Here is a 21067-nt window from a genome sequence, read left to right as displayed (position 1 = left end):
CCTTGCATGGCAAGGCCGGACGGGTCCCTGCCAAGGCTCAGCGCGACATCGAGTACGGCGCCTGGGCCCCCTCCCCCGGCCAGGCCTTGTTCGGCTCGGCCTGCAGGGTGAAGCGCAGCTCACCGCCGGCCAGGATCTCGGCATGGCGCAGGAACGTGCGCTGCAACGGCTGTCCGTTGAGGGTAACCGAGCCTACGTACTGATGGCCCTTGCCCATTCCCTCGGTGACGATGCTGAAGCGCTTGCCGTTGGGCAGGTTCAGCGTCGCCTTGGGCAGGAACGGACGGCCGATGATGTATTCGCCACTGCCCGGCGCCACCGGGTAGAAGCCCAGCGCGGTGAACACATACCAGGCCGACATCTGGCCCAGGTCGTCATTGCCGGCCAGGCCATCGGGACGGTCGGCGTACTGGGTGTCCATGATCTGCTTCAGCCGCGCCTGGGTGCGCCACGGCTGCCCGGCATGGGCGTACAGGTAGGCCACGTGATGGCTGGGCTCGTTGCCGTGCGCGTACCAGCCGATCAGGCCGGTGATGTCTTCCATGTGCTCGAAGATCGACGGATCGACCTTGGCCTCGAATACCTGGTCCAGGCGGGCCAGCAGTTTCTCGCTGCCACCGTGTGCAGCGGCCAGCCCGGCCACGTCCTGCGGCACATACCAGGAATACTGCCAGGCATTGCCTTCGGTGTAGTCGGTGCCGTACCCGCTGGCCGACGGATCGAACGGAGTGCGGAAGCTGCCGTCGCGCTTGCGGGCGCGCATGAAGCCGGTCTCGGCGTCGAACGCGTGGCGCCAGTTGCCGGCGCGGCCGTCGAAGGTAGCCTGCACGTCCTTTCGCCCCATGGCCTCGGCCATGCGCGCAATGGTCCAGTCGTCGAAGGCGTATTCCAGCGTCTTGCTCGCCGCCTCGCCCTCTTCATCGATCGGCACCCAGCCCAGTTCGCGGTACTGCGCGATGCCGTCGTACGGGCCATAGTTGGCGGTCGCCACCATGGCCTGCAGCGCCTTGTCGGCATCAAAACCGCGGATGCCCTTGACGTAGGCATCGGCGATCACCGGCACGGCGTGGTAGCCGATCATGCACCAGGTTTCCTGGCCGTGGAACGCCCACACCGGCAGCATGCCGTACGCACTGTGCTGCTGGTGGGCAATCAGCGAGTTGATGAAATCGCTGTTGCGCTTTTCCGGCTGCACCAGGGTGAGCAGGGGATGCAGCGCACGGTAGGTATCCCACAGCGAGAACGTGGAGTAGTTCGTGTAACCCTCGGCGCGGTGCACCGCGTTGTCCGACCCGCGGTACTGGCCATCGGCATCCATGAACAGGGTCGGGCCCAGCATGCTGTGGTACAGCGCGGTGTAGGCGCTGCGCAGGTCATGCGCGGGCGCCTCGATCTCCACGGCCGACAGCGCCTGGGTCCACTGCTGCCTGGCCTCGGCGCGCACGCGGTCGAAGTTCTGGTCCTTCGCTTCGGCGTCCAGGTTGGCGATTGCGCCCTGCTCGCTCACCGACGAGATGGCCACGCTGACCACCAGCGGCGCATCCAGCGTGCCGAAATCGAACGTACCGACCAGTTGCCGTCCTTCGATCTGCGGCCGCTGCGTGGGGTCGTTCTGGCCCGGCGGCGGGAAGCCCTTGTACGCGATGTCGGTTTCGGTGTTGTGCAGTGCGTGGCCGGTAAGCGGGCGCGAGAAGCGCATTGCGAAATACAGCTGACGACCCGGCGCCCAGCCGCGGGTTTCGCGGAAGCCGGTGACCGTGCCATCGGGCTGCAGGCGCAGCCGCGACCACAGGACCTTGCCCGGGTAGTCGTACAGGCTGGTGCGCAGATCCAGCAGCACCCGCGCCTTCTCGCCCTTCGGATAGGAATAGCGGTGCACGCCGGTGCGGGCACTGGCGGTGAGCTCGGCACGCACGTTGTAGTCGTCCAGCGTTACCGCGTAATAGCCCGGCTCGGCCTTCTCGTTGTCGTGGTGGAACCGCGAGGCATAGCCACTCTTCGGCTTGTCCGGATCGCCGCGCTCCAGCCCGGGATCACCGGTGAACGGCATCACCAGCACGTCACCCAGGTCCGAATGGCCGCTGCCGGAGAAATGCGTGTGCGAGAAGCCGACGATGCTGCTGTCGTCATGCCGGTACCCGGCAGCCCAGCCGTAGGCCTTTTCGCGCGGCTGGATGCGGGTGTCCGGACTGAGCTGGACCATGCCGAACGGCACCGTGGCGCCGGGATAGGTGTGCCCTTCCCCGCCAGTGCCGATGAAGGGGTCGACGGCGGCGTAAGCGCGCTCGCCGACCTTCGCCGGCGCTCCCCCTGCCGTGCCGGCCACCAACATCGCTCCCACCGCGAGCCCCAACCAGCGTAACGTCCCCGTTTTCGTCATGGCGTTGAATTTAGATCGATTCAAGGTGGGGTCGATCCTAGCATCGGTGCGGGACGGTCGCATGCTGCAGTGCGCCGATGGGGATGCGGCAGGAGGGTCAGCAGCCGGCCAGCGGCCGGCACTACGTGAGGCGTGCTTCGTCGGGGATGGCTGCCTCGGGCAACGTCGGCTGTGCGTTGTCGACCGTCATCGGGGCGTCGCTGCGCAGCAGGGCCCTCGCTTCGGCTTCGCTGGCCACCGCCGGCGGCGAGCCGCGCAGCGGCAGGCGCGCGGTTTCGTTGACGAACACCATGGTAATGACGCCGATCACCGCCGCGCCCATCAGGTAGTACGCCGGCACCAGCGGGTCGCCGGTGCGCTCGACCAGCCAGGCGGTGACCAGCGGCGTGGTGCCCCCGAACAGCGACACCGACACGTTGAACGCAATCGACAGCGCGCTATAGCGCACCGGGGTGTAGAACAGTGCCGGCAGCGTGGAGGGCATCGAGCTGGTGAAGCACACCAGCGCCAAGCCCAGCAGCATCAGGCCGAGGAAGATCAGCCAGTCGTTGCCGGTACCGATCAGCTTCAGGCACGGGATGGCCAGCGCGAACAACGCAATGCACGCGCCGATGATCATCGGCCGGCGGCCGAGCTTGTCACTGAACAGGCCGCCCACCACGTTGAGCGGCATCATCACCAGCATCACGATGATGATCAGCAGCAGGCCCTTGCTCTCCGCATAGCCCATGGTGACGCTGAGGTAGCTGGGCATGTAGGTGAGCAGCATGTAGTCGGTGACGTTGAACACCAGCACCAGGCCCACGCACTTGAGCAGCTGCGGCCAATGCACGCGGAACAGCGCACCCAGCCCGGGACGCTCGTTGTCGCGCTTGTCGGCCTCTTCGGCGTAGGCACGGAACGCCGGGGTCTCTTCGAGCTTCATCCGCATGTACAGGCCAAGCAGACCCAGCGGACCGGCCACCAGGAACGGAATGCGCCAGCCCCAGTCCAGCATCTGCGCGCTGCTCAAGGCCATGTGCAGCGCCGTCACGGTACCCGCGCCGGCGATGTAGCCGCCCAGCGTGCCGAACTCCAGCCAGCTGCCCATCAGCCCGCGGTTGCGGTCGGTGGAGTACTCGGCGATGAAGGTCGCCGCCCCGCCGTACTCGCCGCCGGTGGAGAAGCCCTGCACCAGCCGCGCCAGCAGCAGCAATGCCGGTGCCCACAATCCGATGCGGTCGTAGGACGGAATCAGGCCGATGCTGAAGGTGCCCAGCGCCATCAGGATCATGGTGAAGGCCAGCACTTTCTGGCGACCGTATTTGTCGCCCAGCGGCCCGAATACCAGGCCGCCCAGCGGGCGCACCAGGAAGGCCACGGTGAACGTGGCGAAGGTGGCGATCAGCTGCGCGGTCGGATTGCTGGCGGGAAAGAACACCTGCCCCAGGGTGACCGCGATGTAGCCGTACACACCGAAATCGAACCATTCCATCGCGTTGCCAAGGGCGGCGGCACCCACGGCCTTCTTGAGCATCGGGCGATCAACAACGGTCACTTCGTCCACCTGGACGTGGCGACGGCGTTTGAACCACCCGAAATGGGCGTGTGCGGCATGCAGGTCCTGCATTCTGCTTTCTCCTGGAAGCATGGCCACCACCACGCCCGAGGTCCCGCGCACGGCACAGGAAAGAACCGCCTTCGAAGGAACGCGGCACAAGGCGCGAAGAAGGGGTGGCAACAGGCGTTCCCGGACGGCCGCGTGGAATTCCACGGCGCTGCAGGAAGGGTGACCGAGAGACGGGCAACGGCCCGAGACAATGATCAAGCGACGCATGGTACTACACATCGAAAATGTGATCCCTACCTCATCTTCACATTACGGCACTGCAGCGCTATCGAGGGACACCGGGAATCGTGCAGAATCCCTCCGCCGCCGCGACGTGCTCACACGGAACGTGCGCGCGGCATCCCACCATCAGCACGAAGAGATACCACCCGATGTCCATCAAGACCACCACCCTGTGCGCCCTGCTCGGCCTGCTCGCACCCGCGGCCGCCATGGCCCAGGACAGCACCGCCGCCACGCTGTCGCGCCTGCTGGAATGCAAACTGACCGCCGACCAGGTCGCCGCATTCACCGACAGCATCAACGCAGAGGAAATCACCGACTTCGCGCATGCCGGTTCGGCCGCCTCGGGCGACGCTGCGCTGAGCCTGTGGAAGAGTGACGCGCCCATCACCGCGTGGGGCGAAACCTCTGATCTGGTGCACCTGTCCAGCACCACCGAGATGCTGCTGGCCTTCAAGGTCACGCCGGGGCAGGAGCTGGCCCGCGGCAAAGCGATCGTGGACCGCATCGGCGGGATGACCCCGCGTCCGGACCAGGCCGCGATGGAAGAAACCTTCGGCTGGAAGGGCATGGATTACCGCAAGGCACTCAGTGGCAACCGCAACGCGCGCGTGCTGGTGGACCTGAGCTATTCGCCGGGTTGGGTCACCGTGGGCTGCGCGTACGGCGACATCCTGTAACGCATCTGGCAAGCGGCACAACCGACGGCGCGGGAAGCGATTCCCGCGCCGTCGGCGTTTCCGCTGCGACGTAGTGTCGCAGCCACGGCGCCGGCCCGCTTGATCTTTGTCATGGTCACCCCGGCGTGGCGCGCCGATCCTGTACGGGACACGCCCCCCCCTCCACAAGGATCCGGCCATGCGCTACACCCCCGACAACGCCCAGCTGTTGAATGCCCTGCAGAACGTCATGGTGATCTCCACCACCGACCTGCAGGGCAACATCACCTATGCCAACGACCTGTTCTGCACGCTCACCGGCTTCAGCCGCGACGAACTGATCGGCCAGCCGCACAGCATCGTGCGCCACCCCGACGTGCCCAAGGCGGTTTACAAGGACATGTGGGACACCATCAAGGCCGGCAGGAGCTGGACCGGCATCGTGCCCAACCTGGGCAAGGGCGGCGCCCTGTACGTGGTGGACACCACGGTGCAGCCGCTGTTCGACGCCGAGGGCGCCATCACCGCCTACATCAGCATTCGCCGCGTGGTGAACGATCTGATGAGCAACTTCGACGCGGTGGAGTTCAGCAAGGAAAAGTTCGACGACTTCTACGCTGCCGCCTGATGGACGCTGCCTCCCCGATCCAACGCGTGCTGGTCGGATACGGCTCCGAATCCGGCAACGCACGCGCCCTGGCCCACCGCCTGGGCGCGTTCCCGGCCCTGCAGCGGCACGCCCCGCAGGTGCTGCCCTTCAACGCCATCGACGTGGCCTCGCTTGGCGCGGGCGACGTGCTGCTGGCGCTGTCCAGTTCCTTCGGCGACGGTGAGCCACCCGCCAATGGCGAACGCTTCGCCGACGCATTGCGCCAGACCCCTGCCCTGCCCGGACTGCGCTACGCCGTGTTCGGGTTGGGGGATACCGGCTACCCGCGCTTCTGCGGCTTCAGCAAGACCCTCGACACCCTGCTCGGTGAGCGGCAGGCACGGCCGATCATGCACCGGGTTGACGCCGATGCAGGCTACGAGCACTTCTTCGACCAATGGGCGCCGGTGCTGGGCCACGTGCTGGACGGCAACGAAGCGGCAGGCCGCAACCTTCGTCTGCAGGTGACCGCGTACGCCGAGGACAATGCGTTCGCGGCACCGATTACCACGCGTCGTCGCCTCAGCGCACGCGATCCGGCGGCATGGCACCTGGAGCTGGACCTGAGCGGCAGCGGCATCGCTTACCGCGCGGGCGACACCCTGCATGTGGTGGCCCCGAACGACCCAACGCTTCTACAGGCACTGGCGCGCTGGTATGGCCAGGACGAAGCGGTCGACCTGTTGCGCAACAAGGAGCTGCGACTGCTCGGGAAGACAGTGCTGCGCGAGCTGGCACGCCTGGGCAGCAGCGACGCACTGAAGGACCTGCTGCGCAGCAGCCAGCGCCCCGCACTGGAGGCCTACCTGCACGGCGCCGACCTGCTGGATGTACTGAACGACCACGCCAGCCCCGACCGCGTGCCACTGGCGCGGTTAGCGGAGCTGCTGTCGCCCTGCCTGCCGCGCGCCTATTCGATCGCATCGGCCGCCGGCAGCGCGCAGGCCGCGCTGTGCATGCGCGAGGTGCGCTACACCCGCAGCGGTCGCGAGCGTCGCGGCACCGCCACCGGCTGGCTGCTGGACGGCGACGGCAGCGCCCGCGTGTACTGCCGCGCCAACCCGGGTTTCCACCTGCCCCGCGACCCCCACGCCCCACTGCTGCTGGTCGGCACCGGAACCGGGATCGCGCCGTTGATGGGGCTGTTGCACGAGCTGGACGCCGCCGGTCAGGAGCGCGAGGTACACCTGGTGTTCGGCGAGAAGCATCGCGACCACGACTTCCTCTACCAGCAGCACCTGGAGGCCTGGCGCGCCGACGGTCGCCTGCAGGGACTGCACACGGCCTTCTCGCGCGACGGCGTGGCCAAGTATTACGTGCGGCACGCGCTGGCTGAGCAGGCCGATACGGTACGCAACCTGCTGCAGCATGGCGCGCATGTGTTCCTGTGCGGCAACAAGCAGCACCTGGGCGCTGCCGTGCAGGACGCGATCAACACGATCATGCCGGCCCACGAAGACGGCGGTAGTACATGGGATACGTTGCAGGCGGAGGGCCGGCTGCATCGGGAACTGTACTGAGCACTCCGCCAGGGCAGTGCTGCGCAGCCCCGGCCTACGCCGTCCCGTCAACCGGCCGCGCCGGTCCCGTCGCTTGCCGCGGCCAGCGCAGCCAGCCGCTCCGGCTGCAGCACCTGCATTTCGCGCTGGTTGACGGCGATCACGCCGTCATCGCTGAGTCGGCGCAGCACCCGGCTGGCGGTCTCCGGCGCCATGCGGAGGTAGTTGGCGATCTCTACCCGGCTCATGCTCAGGCTGAAGCGCAGCGGCGAGAAGCCGCGGCGCGCATAGCGCTCGGATAGATCCAGCAGGAACGCGGCCATGCGCGCCTCGGTGCGATGGTTGGCCGCCATCAACGCCACCTTGCCGATCTCGGCACTGAGCAAGCTGAACAGCTTGGCCTGCAGGCCGGGCATGCGCGTGGCCAGCAGGCTCATGCGCGGGAACGAGAACCGGCACAGGTACACCGTGTCCAGCGCAACGGCATTGCAGGGGTAACGCGCACCGTGGATCGCGTTGAGCCCGATCACCTCGCCGGGCAGGCTGAAGCCCAGCACCTGCTCGTTGCCTTGGCTGTCGTTGAGGTAGGTCTTGACCATGCCGCCACGCACCGCGGCGATCGAATCGAACGGATCGCCCGCGCGGAAGATATGCTCGCCCGCGCGAAACGGCCCCACGTGGTCCACCAGCACATGCAGTTCGGCCAGCGCGGTCTTGTCGTAGCCCTGCGACATGCACGCATCGGAAAACGCGCAGGTGCTGCAGAAATGCAGCGCATCGCCGTCATCGGCGGCAGCGGGGTTGGGGGTGCCCGGTGACGACATGACGGCGATGATCAGGGCTGGGCCAGAGCGAAGTCCAGGCCAGCGCACACGGCCGCCACCTGCGCATCGTTGCATTCCTGTGGGTTGGTGCGGGGGCTGTCCGGATACACCTCGGTGGTGGTGGCATAGCGGGCGTTGGTGAAGCCGGCGCAGGCACCGATCGAGCGGGATTCGCCCCACACCACCCCGTTGGACTGCAATGGCATGCCAATCAGCTCACCCTTGGCATCGGCCGGCGCGATATGCGTGACCTTTTCGACTGCCGCTACCAGCGCCTGCTGGAACGCCGGCTGCGGGTCTTCGCTGTTGCCGATCACGTAGAAACCATCGGGAATGATGTCCGGCACCAGGTCCTTGCCGTCACGCGCGCAGCGGGCCGGATCGAACTCTTCCAGGTCGCTGTTGGTGGTTTCATGCAGGTCCAGATGCACCAGCAGGCCATCTGCACGGGCGCCCACCCAGCGCATCAGCGCGGCCGCCTCTTCGATCTGGCCACCGTCACGGAAGCTGCGGTTGGGATCGATCGCGTCGGGGTTCCAGCGCTGGATGCGCTCATAGCCCCACGGGCTGACGCACGGGGCCACGATCAGGTTGATGCGCCCGGCGTAGGCGTCGGCGTGCTGGTCCAGGAACTGCAGCGCGCCGTGCACGCCACTGGTTTCATAGCCGTGCACGCCACCGGTCACCAGCGCGCTGGGCAGCGCCGGGTCCCACTGCTGGTTCACCACCGCAAACAGCGGATAGTGGTCCGGGGCATAGTCGAGCTGGCCATACTGGACCACCTCGAACCGCTCGCCCAGGCGCTCGAGCGCGGCCACCACGTCCTCGTGGTAGCTGCGCTGGCGCTGCTGGCGGGCCCGCCACTGCGCGCGTTCGGCGTCGCCCCAGGGCTGGCCGGGGGTGCCGATCGGGTAGAAATGCGCAAGGGTCATCGGAGGCTCCAGAAGTCGGGAAACGGGTCCGCGCGAAAACGCGTGACCCAGCCCAGTAGTGTAAATGCAGAAGGCCTGACCGGTCCCAGCGGCGTCCGCCCAAGCCAGAATGGGCAAGGTGCCCGCCGGCACCTGACACCCCCGGAAGGAAGCTAACGCGTGATCGACATCGCCCCTGCAGCCCCCATCACCCGGAGGCCCTGGTAGCCCTCGACAGCGTGGCCGGTCATGACCCCGGACGCGCCGCGCAGATCCGCGCATGGGTGCAGACCGGCACGTGCCACATGACCCATCCCGGCCTGGCTGCAGGGCAGATAACGGCACCACGCTTATGCGTTTGGCGCGATCGAGGCGAAAATAAAAAAAAGGGGGCCGGTTGCCCGGCCCCCTCATGCATCGACCAACGGTCGGTGCCTACCAGCGTGTCATGCGGCCTGCACTTCTTCGTAGCCGTTGAAGCGCATGTCGCTGGACGCACGCCCCTGGGTCAGCGAGCGCAGCGCCGTGGTGTAACCGGCCAGCCGCGCCAGCGGCGCATAACCCAACACGTCCACCTGCGCACCGTGGTCCTCGATGGACGCCACCCGCCCTTGCCGGCGGTTGAGGTCGCCCACCACATCGCCCACGTTGCCCGACGGCGCATGAATCGCTACTTCCATCACCGGCTCCAGCAGGCGCGTGCCCGCCGTGGCCAGCGCCGCCTTCACCGCCTCGCTGCCCGCGCGATGGAACGCCATTTCCGACGAGTCCTTGGCATGGGTCTGGCCGTCGGTCAGGGTCACCTCGATCCCGACCACCGGATACCCACGCGGGCCCTCTTCCAGGGCCGCGCGCACGCCCTTCTCCACCGCCGCCACGAACGCCTTCGGAATGACGCCGCCCACGGTGCGGTCGACAAAGCGCACCGCGTCGTCGCCGGTGGGCGCCACCTCGATCAGCACCCGGGCGAACTGACCCTGGCCGCCGGTCTGCTTGGCCACCTTGCCTTCCACGCCGTGCACCGCGCGGGCGGGCGTTTCCTGGTAGGCCACACGCGGCTCACCCACCCGCACCGGCACGTTCCACTCGCTGCGCAGACGCTCGACCATCACCTCCAGGTGCAGCTCGCCCATGCCCCAGATCAGGGTCTCCCCGGTCACCGCGTCGGTCGCGACGCGGAACGAGGGATCTTCCTGGGCCAGGCTCGACAGGGCCTGGCTCATCCGGATCAGGTCCGACGCCTTGTCCGCATTCAACCGCCATGCCAGCACCGCGTGCTGGGCATGGATGGTGTCCAGCAGCAGCGGCGCGGACGGCGCGCTGAGCGTTTCACCGCTCACCGCATCCTTCCAGCCGATCACCGCCACGATCTCACCGGCAACCGCCTCGGTGATGTCGTGGGTGTGGTCGGCCTGCACCCGCACCAGCCGGCTGATGCGCCGGCCCTGCGCGTGCTGCGAACTGGCCACCTGGTCGCCCACCTTCAAGGTGCCCGAGTACAGCCGCACGAAGCTCAACGCAGCATGGCTCTGGTGGGTGATCTTGAACAGCAGGCCCGCCAGCGGTCCCTTCGGATCCGGCGGCAGCAGCACCTCCTTGTCGCCACGGGTGGCCACCACCGCAGGGCGGTCCAGCGGCGAAGGCAGGAAATCCACGATCGCATCCAGCAAGGTGTCGATGCCCTTGCTCTTGAACGCGGCACCGGCCAGCACCGGCACGCCCGCACCGGCCAACGTGGCCCGGCGCAGCGCGGCACGCAACAGCGCGTCATCCACGGCCTCGCCCGCCAGCCAGGTGTCGGCCAGCGCGTCGTCATGGTTGGCCACCGCCTCGATCAGACGCAGACGATACGGTTCCCACTGCGCCTGCTCGTCTGCGGTCCATCCGCTGCGGGTCGGGTTGCCGGCGTCGTCCCACTCCACGCGTTGCCGGGCGATGAAATCGACCCAGCCGTGGAAGTGGTTCTCATCGCCCAGCGGCCAGCCGAGCGCCCAGGGCCGCGCCTGCAGCTTGTCCTGCAACTGGCCCAGCACGCGCTCGAACGAGGCGCCCACACGGTCCATCTTGTTGACATAGGCGATCAGCGGAACGCCGTGGCGACGCGCCTGGTGCCAGACCGTTTCAGACTGCGGCTGCACGCCATCGACCGCGGAAAACACCGCGACCGCGCCATCCAGCACGCGCAGCGAACGCTCCACTTCGATCGCGAAATCGATGTGCCCGGGGGTGTCGATCAAAGTCAGCCGATGGTCGTCGCCACCGCGCGGTGCCCAGTGCGCCTGCACGGCGGCTGCGCCGATGGTGATGCCGCGTTCGCGCTCGATGGCCGAGAAATCGGTGGTGGCCGCGCCGTCATGCACTTCGCCGACACGGCGGATCTCGCCGGTTTTCCACAGCAGGCGTTCGGTGAGCGTGGTCTTGCCGGCGTCGATGTGGGCAATGATGCCCAGGTTGCGCCAATGGGAAAGGGTATGGGTGTGGGTGTTCATGGTGGGTACTCGCATCGCCAACATCGGGGAGCCGCACGCCGCCGTTGGCTAACGGGCGTGCGGCCAGGTTTGGGGCTCGGCGATCTGGTGCATGGCACGTTCTCCTTTGATGCGTTCTGTAACAGGGGACGGAAGTGAAACGCGGAAACGAAAAGAGCGCCCGATGGGGCGCTCTGTCTGGGTCGTTCAGGGGGATCGGATATCGATCAGCCGCCGGATGAGCCGCAGGGCAGACGCGCCCGTTCCACGCTTGCGCGGGTCTGGGTAAAAAACGTCAGGAGCGGTTGCGAACGCATCGGGGTAGCCTGGAAGGAATGGCGCCATTGTAGACCTGTGCAGGCCGGCAGCAAGGGCTTTTAAGTATCAACAGCAGAACACTGACGCCCACATGCAATTCGAATCGCCGCCAGCAGAACAATGGCGCTGGAGCGTCAGTCCTTGCAGCCCGCCGCCGCCCGCGCCTCGCCCACCGTCGCGGCATGGCCTTCGCCCGAGGACACCCAACCGGCGAGGGAGAACGCCGGATCGATGCGGGCCGCCTTTGGCTGCGTACCGATCAACACCTCCATCCAGCTGCCCACGGCCGGCAGCTCGGCGATCCGCGCGTCACGGTCGTCGTCGGTGCTGAAGTCGGCATCCGGCCCGGAACGCGGCGTGGATTCTTCCGTGGCGGTCTTGCGCGCCCGTACCCGCAAGGCACCGTCGGGCATGCGCTGGGTAGTCACTTCGGCCCGCTCCACGCCGTAGGCCCACTTTGATTCGGCGCTGCGCGTGGTTTCGCTGCCGTCGTCGGCCACCTCCACGTTCTCACCGGTCCATTGCATCACCTGCACCACGCCGCCCACGCTGCCCATCATCGCGGCGTACACCAGCATCTGCCGCTGCTCCAGCGGCAGCGTGGCCACCTCTGGCTTGTCGGCGGGCACCTTGATGTAGCCCACCTTGCGGCACAGCATCATCACCCCACCGTCGGCCCAGGTGGTCAGCTGGTCGCCGTCGGCGAAATGCTGCGTCTGCATCCGCGATATCTCTGCACCTGCGCTGGGCAGGTGCTGCACATCGATGCTGGCGGCAGCTTCGCTGGCCTTGCTCAACGACACCGTGCTGACGGCCGCTGCATGGGTGGCGCCAGCCAGAACGAGGAGCGCGGTGGCCAGCGCGATGCAGGTGGGCGTGTGGGTCATGGGATCCATCCTTTGCTTAAGCGCGTCGATCGAGATCAACGTCGAACAGGGCCGCGCATGATACGCGGGCGAATCGGCTCCGTGGCCCGCTGCGACCGGATGTCGCGAGCTCGCATATGCGAATGGGTTGCAATTGCATCAGAGCGCCAGCCGGTTAAAATGGTGTGCAGATTCCCCTTGCCTGGATTGGAATCGACGTCCGCAGTCTTGCGCATCGCCACCGGCCAGGCACTCGCCCCCTTCGTCCCGAGCCGCGCCATGCATTCTCCCGCCCCCCTTCCCTCCAGGCTGCGCCGCACCCTGTTGTCCCTGGCCTGCACCGTGGCCACCACCACGCTCGCATTCGATGCCCTCGCCCAGCAGGCCACCGCGCTGGATGCGGTGCAGGTCAACGCCTACCGCACCGCCAACAGCACCAGCGGCGCGACCAAGACCAGCACCAGCATTGCTGAAACGCCGCAGTCGGTGTCGGTGATCGAGCGCGCCGAACTGGATGCGCGGGGTGTGCAGTCGCTCAACGACGCGATGCGCTACGTGGCCGGTGTGAGCCTGGAAAGCAGCGGCATCGACAACCGCGTGGACGACTTCCGCATTCGCGGCTTCGACGCCGGCAGCTGGTCCAACAACGTCACCCTGGACGGTATGCGTGCGCCGCAGGGCAGCCAGTGGAACCGCAGCATGTTCGACAGCTGGAACCTGGAGCGGGTGGAAGTACTCAAGGGCCCCTCGGCGGTGATGTACGGGCAGATCGCCCCGGGGGGCATGGTCAACCAGGTCAGCAAGACGCCCACGCCGGACCAGGCCCCGCAGCTGCGCCTGGGTGTGGATGCCAATGGCCAGTACACCGCCGCCTTCGACGTGGGCACCGGCACCGCCGACAACGACCACCTGTTCCGCCTGGTCGGGCTGTACCGCGACGGCGACACCCAGATCAACCACACCGAACAGAGGCACTGGTTCCTGGCGCCCAGCTACAGCTGGCAGATCGCCGAGCGCACGCGCCTGACCCTGCTGGGCATGTACCAGAAGGACGACGGCGGCTCCACCTACCAGTTCCTGCCGGCCGCCGGCACGCTCGCCCCCACCCGCTACGGCTACATGAAGAACAGCACCTTCATCGGCGAACCGGGCTGGAACACCTTCGACCGCACACTGTGGACGGCCGGCTGGCTGTTCGAACACGCGTTCAACGACCACCTCACCCTGACCCAGAGCGCACGCCGCACGCATGTGGATTCGCTGTACAGCGGCGTGGTCACCTTCGGCGCGCTCAACGCCGACGGCCGCACCCAGAACCGCCGCGGCGTGATGGGTACCGGCGACTCGGACGGCGACACGTTCGACACCCGCCTGCAGGCCCGCTTCGCCACCGGTGCGGTCGACCACACCGTGCTGCTGGGCTGGGACTGGCAGCGGGCCGACTGGGAAGGCGTGCGCAGCGCGATGAGCAGCCCGCGTCCGATCGACATCTTCACCCCGGTGTACTCGAACTACGCGCCCACGCTGAGCACCGAAACGCCCACCGCCGGCGTCAACCGCCAGAGCGGTGTGTACCTGCAGGACCAGCTGGCGCTGGGCAACTGGCGCCTGACGCTGGGCGGCCGCTACGACTGGACCAAGGACGACAGCAGCAGCGCCAACCGCAACATCAGCACCGGCATCTCCACGCCTAGCGGGCGCAACGTGATCAAGAGCGAAGCCTTCACCGGCCGCGCCGGCGTGCTGTACGTGTTCGAGAACGGCCTGACCCCCTATGTAAGCTACGCCGAATCGTTCCAGCCCTCGACCAAGTCGCCGCTGGACAGCTTCACCCAGGCCACGTTCGAACCGGTCACCGGGTCGCAGTGGGAGGCCGGCCTGAAGTACCAGCCAGCCAGCGTGGATGGGCTGGTGACGCTGGCGGTGTATGACCTGCGGCAGCAGAACATGATCGTCGACGACCCGGTGGCCAGCCACCGCACCTGCGGCGCTACCGGCACCGCCACCTGTTCGATCCAGGGCGACGAGGGCCGCGTGCGCGGGATCGAACTGGAAGGCCGGATCACCCCGTTCGAGGGCTTCAGCCTGATCGGCGCGGCGTCGCGCATGGACGCGGAGATGACCCGTTCGGCGCCCTACAAGGGCAAGGCGCTGGCGATGGTGCCCGACTACAGCGCCTCGTTCTGGGCCGACTACACCTTCCAGGGCGGCGCACTGCAGGGCCTGAGCCTGGCGGCCGGCGCGCGCTACAACGGGGTGAGCTATGGCGACAGTGCCAATCTGTATCGTATTCCCTCATACACGCTGTTTGACGCGGCGATCCGCTACGACGTGGGCCAGATCGGCAGCACCACGGTGCGACTGGCGCTCAATGCCAGCAACCTGGCCGACAAGCGCTTCTTGTCCACCTGCACCGGGGTCTCGTCGTGCTACTACGGCAGCGGCCGCACGGTGACCGCGACCGCGACGCTGGGGTGGTAACGGCACGATGACGCGCGGCGGGCAAAATCGCACCCGCGGTAGAGCCGACCGATGGTGGGCTGAGGGGCATTGAACCCCTGGTAGAGCCGACCGTTGGTCGGCTGCTCTGGATGCGGGATTGCGTGGAGCCGGCCAGCGGCCGGCACTACCGGTGCGCGACCTTCGTGCCGACCAACGGTCGGCACCTACGCGTCGGCCACCACCACCAACGGCACGCCGCGCTGCGGGTGCTGCAGCACGATCACCGGTTGCTGATACACGCGGCCCAGATGGGCTTCGGTGAGCACTTCGGCGGGCGTGCCATCGGCGGCCACCCGGCCCTGCTCCAGCAGCACGATGCGGTCGGCGTAGCCCGCCGCAAGATTCAGGTCGTGCAGCACTACGATCACGCAGGCGCCGGCATCGGCCAGCGCGCGCACGCTGCGCAGCGTGCGCTCCTGGTGGCGCAGGTCCAGCGCCGCGGTCGGCTCATCCAGCAGCAGCAAGGGGGTCTGCTGGGCCAGCACCCGGGCAAACGTGGTGCGCGCCGATTCACCCCCGGACAGCTGCTGCACCTCGCGCAGGCGCAGCGCCTGCAGTTCCGCCGCGGCAATGGCCGCTTCCACCTGCGCATCGTCGGCTACCGGATCCGGCGGATGCGGCAACCGCCCCATCGCCACCACTTCCTCCACGCTGAAGGCGAACCGCACCCCGTGTTCCTGCGGCATCACCGCGCGCTCGCGCGCCAACGGCCCGGCCTTGTAATCGGCCAGTGGCCTGCCCTGCAGCAGCACCTCGCCCGCATCGGCCTGCAGATCGCCCGCGGCCACCGCCAGCAGGGTCGACTTGCCCGCACCGTTGGGCCCGACCAGCGCCGTGACCGTGCCCGGTATGAAATCCAGCGCGACGCCGTGCAGGATCTCGCGCTGCTGGCGGCGCACGATCACCCCGCGCAGGCGCAACAGCGCGCTCATGGGCTGTCCTTGCGACGCTGCTGCAGCACCAGCCACAGGAAGAACGGCGCGCCCAGCGCGGCCGAGAACAAGCCCAGCGGAATCTCCGCGGGCGGGTCCAGGGTGCGTGCGGCCGTATCGGCCACCACGATCAACAGCGCGCCCAGCACGCCAGACACAGGCAGCAACCAGCGATGGCCCGGGCCCACCAGCATGCGCGCCACGTGCGGCACCACCAGACCCACGAACGCCACCGAACCGGCAAACGCTACGGCGGCTCCCACCAGCAGCGCACTGAAGGCCACCAGACGGCGCCGCGTGCGGGCCACGTCCAGGCCCAGATGCTGCGCCTGGCGTTCGCCCAGCGCGAGCATGTCCAGCGGCGTGGCCAGGCGCTTCAGCGCAAACGCGCCGATGGCGAACAACGGCACCACCGCTACCACGTCGCGCCAGCTGGCCCGGGCCAGCGATCCCATCTGCCAGAACACCAGCGACTGCAGCTCGCTTTCGCTGGCGATATAGGTCAGGAAACCGATCAGCGCCGAACAGAACGCCGCCATCGCGATGCCCACCAGCAGCAGCGTCGCATTGCCGCTGCCCTTGCCCGGCCGCGCCAGCAGATAGGTCAGGCTGATCGCCACGGCACCGCCGACAAATGCGGCCACCGGCACGATCCAGCCGGCCGCACCGGCCGCGCCCAGCACGATGGCCGCCACCGCACCCAGCGCTGCCCCCTGGCTGACGCCCACGATGCCCGGGTCGGCCAGCGGATTGCCGAACAGCCCCTGCAGGCTGGCACCGGCCATCGCCAACGCCGCACCGACCATCGCCCCGAGCAGCGCGCGCGGAATGCGCAACTGCCAGACCACCGCCAGATCACGGCTGCTCACCGCCTGCGGATCCACCAGCCCCAGCTTCACCCCGAGCGCCTGCAGCACCTCCAGCGGTGGCAGCCGCAACGGCCCCACCGCGAACGAGGCGAGCACCGCCAGCAGCAGCACCACGGCGGCCAACACCAACATGCCGCGCCCGCGTCGGCGGCGCCGATCGGCCGGACTCATGCCTTGGGCAGCGCCGCCAGCGCCTTGGCCAACGCCAGTGCGCCCACGCCCGAACCGACGCTGGCGTACTTGAGCTGCACATCGGGCATCACCCAGACCCGGTTGGCCTGTCCGGCCGGCGTCTGCTTCAAGGTCGGGTAGGCTTTCCACAGGCCGTCAGCGCCGCCGAACAGGGCCAGGTCGTGCTCGGTCACCAGGATCACCTCCGGTGCTGCCGCCACCACGCCCTCGTTGCTCAGCGCCGAGTAGTTGGACACCCCCGCTTCGGTGCCGATGTTGAGCCCACCAGCCAGCGCGATCAGCTTGGCCGATGCACTGTCGGCGCCGGCCACGGTGGGCGCGCCGCCGGCACCGGTGGCCGATACGTGGATCACGCGCGGTGCGCGGCCACTGGCCCTGCCGATCGCCGCCGCTTCGTCCAGCTGCGTTTGCACCTGGCTGGCCAGCGTCTGCCCGGCCTCGGCCAGGCCCAGCGCAGCGGCGATCTTGCGCACCTTGTCCGGGGCCGGCTGCAGGTCGTCCACCACCACCGCCGGTTCGCCCACCGCGCGCAGCTTCTGCGCCAGTTCGGTGTGGCGGCGCAGGCTGTTGCCCAGGAACAGCGAGCCCTGCAGGCTCAGCACGCCTTCCACGCCGGTGGTGCGGTTGAACAGGAACTGGTGCGGCGCAGCGCGGCCGGACGCGGTCGTGGTGTTCTTCGGGGCGGCAAACACCTGCTTGCCCAGGCCCAGCGCATCGATCACCGCAATCACGTCATCGCCGCCGACGATGATCCGGCGGGTGTCATCCACCTCGACCTCGGCACCGTCATCGGACCGCACCTTGGCCGGCAGCACGGCGGCCTGGCCAACCAGGCTCGGCAATGCGCCGCCGTCCAGCCGCGTCCAGCCGGCAGGCAATGCGTCGGCCGCAGCGCTTTCGGCAGCGGGCGCGGTGGTGGCCGCTGGCGCGTCGGCGGCCGGCGGGGTGGCCGGGCCACTGCACGCGGCCAGTGCCACGGCCATGGCGAGCGGCAACAACCGCAGGGAAGTACTGGATTTCATCATGACTCCTTCGACAGGGCGGCCGATGACCGCCCTGCCCGTTGACTCAACGCTGGCGCAGCGCGATGCGGGTGATGCGGTCGCCCTTGGCATCGTCGGTGCCGCGCGACTTGTTCACCGCGAACACGTTGCCCTTGCCGTCGGCACGCACGTGGTTGGGGAAGGTGCCGCCGTCCAGGTTGCCGACCACCCTGCCACTGCGGTCCACCACAGTCACGGTACCGGCACCGCGGTTGGTCACGTAGGCCAGGCCCGCCTTCGGATCGAAGGCAACGTTCAGCGCGCCGGCACCCACCGCGACGTCGTGCAGCACCTTGCCGCTGGCGACATCCACGATCAGCAGGTTGTCGGTGCCCTGCGAGGCCACGTACAGCCGGTTCTGCTGCGCGTCGTAGGCCACGCCGGAGGCGCTGATCGAATTGCCCAGGTCGATCACCTTGTCGACCTTGCCGCTGGCCACGTCGATCACCGCCGCTTCGGGCGTGCCGATGCTGACGGTGAACAGCTTGCCGCTGGCTTCGTCCAGCACCAGGCTCATCGGAACGAACTTCTCATCGTCCACACCCGACGCCAGGGTGATCGGCGCCAGCGCCTTGAAGGTCTTTGCATCGAACACCGACAGATGGTCTTCACCGGTCGCCGACGCGAACACCTTGCCGTGCTTGGCATCCACCACCACGTCGCGCGCGTGCGGCACCGTGCCGACCGGGAACTGATGCACCAGCGAGAGATCCGACTGGCGGTAGACCGCAACGCTGTCCTGGCGGGTGTTGGTCACCCACACGGTGCCATTGGCGTCGTCCACGCCCACGCCGTACACGGCAAACACGCTGCCGCCCTTGGCGTCGGGCACCTGGGCCGGGGTGATCGCCTTGACCACGTTGAGCGTCTTCGGGTCCACCTTCAGCAGCTGCGACTGGGTCACCGGCGGGCGCCCCACGGCCGAGGTCACGAAGACCGCGTTGCTGGCCGGGCTGTACGCCGACTGGTACAGCCCCTGCACCAGCTTGTTGGATTGGGTGGTGAACTGCTCCTGCCCGGACAGCGGCAGCTGCGGCGACACGCGCAGCTTGAGCACGGTCGCTGCAGCCGGCTGGCTGGCGCGCACCACTACCGGGTGGGTACCCGGCACTGCGTCGGCGGGAATCTGCAGCTGGGTCTTGAAGCTGCCTTCGGCATCCACGGTCAGCGGCTGCCCGTTGAGCACGGTGTCGCCGCGCAGCAGGCTGACCTGCTGGCCCGGCACGAAGCCGCGGCCGATCACTTCGGCACTGCTGCCCGGCACGACGTTCTCACCGCGCGAGACAACCTCGCCCTTGAACACACTGGCGGGCTGGTCGAACACGGGCTGCGCGTTGCCGACGACGGCCAGCAGCAGGCCGGCGGCCAGGGTGGTGAGACGGAGGGAAGAACGGAATGACATGACAGGCTCCTTGCACGGGGTGCCGCGCAGCGCGCGGCGGTTCATTGGTTGCCTGGGCCGGTGCAAAGGCGCACGGAAAGCCTGGGTAGCGGGGGTGCACGGCCAAGCCGTGCAGGTCACGGAAAAGGTCAGGGTTGCGTCGGCGCGGTGCGGCTGCGGTCTTCAACGCCGTACAGCACACTGAGCGCCGCCTGCAGCGAGGCCGGCAGCATCGGGCCGTGGCCCAGACCATCGAATTCGCGGTACTGCACCTCCAGGCCGGGCACGTTGGCCAGGCGCCGGGAGAGCTGCATCGCCGCGTCCGGGGTGGCACCACCGATGCGCCGCAGATGCGCGACCACGCGCGGATTGCTCATGTCGCGCTTGCCGCGGTCACCAACGCGTTCGGCACCCCCGAGCATCAGCCACACGCGGGCCTTCTGGCCATGCTGGTTGTCCAGGAACTGGCGCTCCATGTCGCCCAGCGGCGCACCCTGGCTCCACCACAACGAGGGGCTGGCGGCCAGGTAGTACTGGAATGCCGCCGGCCGGGTGTAGAGCGTGCTCAGCACGAACAGGCCGCCCAGCGAGTGGCCCCACAGCGCCTGCTGCTGGCGGTCGATGGTGGCGCGCTTCTCCACTTCCGGCTTGATCCGCCGTTCGATCAGGTCCTGGAATGCAAACGCACCGCCGCCCACTACGGTCGGCTGCCCACCTTCATCGTCGGCGCGGTCGATCCAGGCGGTGTAGTCGGTGGTGCGCGCGGGCGAATCGATGCGCAGGTCGTTGTCGTAGCCGATGAACACCAGCACCGGCGCGGCCGTGCGCGCGGCCAGCTCGGCCAGCAGCGGCTGGTCCATCACCATGGCGGCGGCGTTGCCGTCGAGCATGTACAGCACCGGTGCAGGCGCGTTGCCGGCGCGCAGCGGGATGCCTACGTTGACCTGCCAGCGGCGCTGGCCATCCGGGCTGTCCAGGGTGAAGCGCTCGAAGCGATAGCTTTCGGCCTTCTGCTCGAAGATGGTGTTGCTCACCCGCTGCTGCGGGTTGCGCTGCTGTGCCGATGCGCTGGGCAGCGTGCAGGCCATGCCCACCATCAGACCGGCAACGGGCAGCAAGGCGTAGAAGCGGCGGGCCGCAAAAGACAACGTCATGGGCACTCAGGGGCGGCAGCCTTGGCTACGCCGCCCTCTTCACATGGAGACAACGCAGTCTACCCCAAATGCGAATGCTTATCACATAGATCAATGTGACGGTCTGTATCCGTTTCCGTCTTCTGAAAATGCAGCGGCCCGACCAACCGGCCGGGCCGCTGCGCAGTGTTCAACCGGCAGCCGACTTATTCTTCTTCGTCCTGCCCGCCCTGCTGACCGGCGCGCTCGCGCTTCTGGTCCTGATCCTGGTCCTGCTGTTGCTGCTGGCCCTGGCGCTGCGGATCACGCTGCTGCTGTTGCTGGCCCTGCTGACCCGGCTGGTTCTTGTCCTGCTGGTTCTGTTGGTTCTGCTGCGGGTTCTGGTTGGTACCCATCTGTGCATCTCCGGTGTTCGGCAACGAAATGATGCCGGTGACTGCACCGTAGGCGTGCGCGGGTTAGCAACGCGTGCGAAGTTGGGCATGGCGCGTAGACGCCGCCCGCATGTCACTAAACAATTCATGACGTCGCCTGGGACTGACATCGCGATGACACAGGCAGCAGGGAACTACGCACGCCTTTTCGGTGTCGCCGCTGCGCCGCGTGGCAT

Annotated in this window: 16 protein-coding genes; 4 read left to right on the top strand and 12 right to left on the bottom strand. The window is 67.9% G+C overall.

The features are described 5' to 3' along the window. Window positions 1-37 precede the first annotated feature (37 nt). Together GQ674_RS08840 and proP are read right to left on the bottom strand one after the other, a co-directional pair. On the bottom strand, window positions 38-2332 hold the full coding sequence (locus GQ674_RS08840) for a GH92 family glycosyl hydrolase (protein ID WP_236546285.1): 2295 nt from the start codon (window positions 2330-2332) through the stop codon (window positions 38-40). A 169-nt stretch (window positions 2333-2501) separates the two neighbouring features. Next, complete coding sequence (gene proP, locus GQ674_RS08835; protein ID WP_159496751.1) at window positions 2502-3989, bottom strand: glycine betaine/L-proline transporter ProP; 1488 nt, start codon at window positions 3987-3989, stop codon at window positions 2502-2504. Between the two features lie 371 nt (window positions 3990-4360). Between proP and GQ674_RS08830 the strand changes: the two genes are divergently transcribed. From GQ674_RS08830 to GQ674_RS08820, 3 genes are all read left to right on the top strand, one after another. Next, the gene (locus GQ674_RS08830; RefSeq protein ID WP_159496750.1) at window positions 4361-4891 is read left to right on the top strand and encodes a hypothetical protein; all 531 of its coding nucleotides are present in this window, start codon (window positions 4361-4363) and stop codon (window positions 4889-4891) included. Between the two features lie 178 nt (window positions 4892-5069). Next, window positions 5070-5498 carry a PAS domain-containing protein gene (locus GQ674_RS08825; RefSeq protein WP_159496749.1) on the top strand — a complete coding sequence of 143 codons (429 nt, stop codon included), beginning with the start codon at window positions 5070-5072 and terminating at the stop codon, window positions 5496-5498. Beyond that, window positions 5498-7039, top strand: coding sequence for a sulfite reductase flavoprotein subunit alpha (locus GQ674_RS08820; RefSeq protein ID WP_159496748.1), 1542 nt, complete (start codon window positions 5498-5500; stop codon window positions 7037-7039). Before GQ674_RS08825 ends, GQ674_RS08820 begins: the two co-directional genes overlap by 1 nt. Window positions 7040-7086: 47 nt before the next feature. Here the strand turns inward: GQ674_RS08820 and GQ674_RS08815 are convergent, their stop codons facing one another. The 4 genes from GQ674_RS08815 to GQ674_RS08800 all read right to left on the bottom strand — a co-directional run bounded on the left by GQ674_RS08815 (window position 7087) and on the right by GQ674_RS08800 (window position 12426). Further along, entirely contained in the window at window positions 7087-7842 is a 756-nt protein-coding gene (locus GQ674_RS08815) for a helix-turn-helix domain-containing protein (protein WP_159496747.1), read from the bottom strand. An 11-nt stretch (window positions 7843-7853) separates the two neighbouring features. Next, entirely contained in the window at window positions 7854-8774 is a 921-nt protein-coding gene (locus GQ674_RS08810; RefSeq protein WP_159496746.1) for a M14 family metallocarboxypeptidase, read from the bottom strand. Window positions 8775-9199: 425 nt separating this feature from the next. After that, window positions 9200-11242 (bottom strand): elongation factor G, encoded by a 2043-nt coding sequence (fusA, locus tag GQ674_RS08805; protein WP_159496745.1) that lies wholly within the window; start codon window positions 11240-11242, stop codon window positions 9200-9202. A gap of 431 nt (window positions 11243-11673) precedes the next feature. Continuing rightward, complete coding sequence (locus GQ674_RS08800; protein WP_159496744.1) at window positions 11674-12426, bottom strand: hypothetical protein; 753 nt, start codon at window positions 12424-12426, stop codon at window positions 11674-11676. Window positions 12427-12684: 258 nt separating this feature from the next. Here GQ674_RS08800 and GQ674_RS08795 point away from each other — a divergent pair, with 258 nt between their 5' ends. Further along, window positions 12685-14886, top strand: a complete 2202-nt coding sequence (locus GQ674_RS08795) for a TonB-dependent siderophore receptor (protein WP_159496743.1) — start codon at window positions 12685-12687, stop codon at window positions 14884-14886. A 185-nt stretch (window positions 14887-15071) separates the two neighbouring features. Here the strand turns inward: GQ674_RS08795 and GQ674_RS08790 are convergent, their stop codons facing one another. The 6 genes from GQ674_RS08790 to GQ674_RS08765 form a co-directional block, all read right to left on the bottom strand. Next, on the bottom strand, window positions 15072-15839 hold the full coding sequence (locus GQ674_RS08790; protein ID WP_159496742.1) for a heme ABC transporter ATP-binding protein: 768 nt from the start codon (window positions 15837-15839) through the stop codon (window positions 15072-15074). Beyond that, window positions 15836-16879: an iron ABC transporter permease gene (locus tag GQ674_RS08785; RefSeq protein WP_159496741.1), complete on the bottom strand. Its 1044-nt coding sequence runs from the start codon at window positions 16877-16879 to the stop codon at window positions 15836-15838. The genes GQ674_RS08790 and GQ674_RS08785 overlap by 4 nt, the downstream gene beginning before the upstream one ends. Then, window positions 16876-17922: an ABC transporter substrate-binding protein gene (locus GQ674_RS08780; RefSeq protein WP_159496740.1), complete on the bottom strand. Its 1047-nt coding sequence runs from the start codon at window positions 17920-17922 to the stop codon at window positions 16876-16878. The genes GQ674_RS08785 and GQ674_RS08780 overlap by 4 nt, the downstream gene beginning before the upstream one ends. Before the next feature lie 46 nt (window positions 17923-17968). Further along, entirely contained in the window at window positions 17969-19345 is a 1377-nt protein-coding gene (locus GQ674_RS08775) for an ATP-binding protein (protein ID WP_159496739.1), read from the bottom strand. Between the two features lie 128 nt (window positions 19346-19473). Beyond that, complete coding sequence (locus GQ674_RS08770; RefSeq protein WP_159496738.1) at window positions 19474-20478, bottom strand: alpha/beta hydrolase-fold protein; 1005 nt, start codon at window positions 20476-20478, stop codon at window positions 19474-19476. A gap of 185 nt (window positions 20479-20663) precedes the next feature. Further along, complete coding sequence (locus GQ674_RS08765; protein ID WP_038692209.1) at window positions 20664-20852, bottom strand: hypothetical protein; 189 nt, start codon at window positions 20850-20852, stop codon at window positions 20664-20666. Window positions 20853-21067: the final 215 nt, after the last annotated feature.

This window comes from Stenotrophomonas sp. 364 (genome assembly GCF_009832905.1).
GTDB lineage: Bacteria > Pseudomonadota > Gammaproteobacteria > Xanthomonadales > Xanthomonadaceae > Stenotrophomonas > Stenotrophomonas maltophilia_AP.
This window is presented reverse-complemented; position numbering and strand designations above follow the sequence as displayed.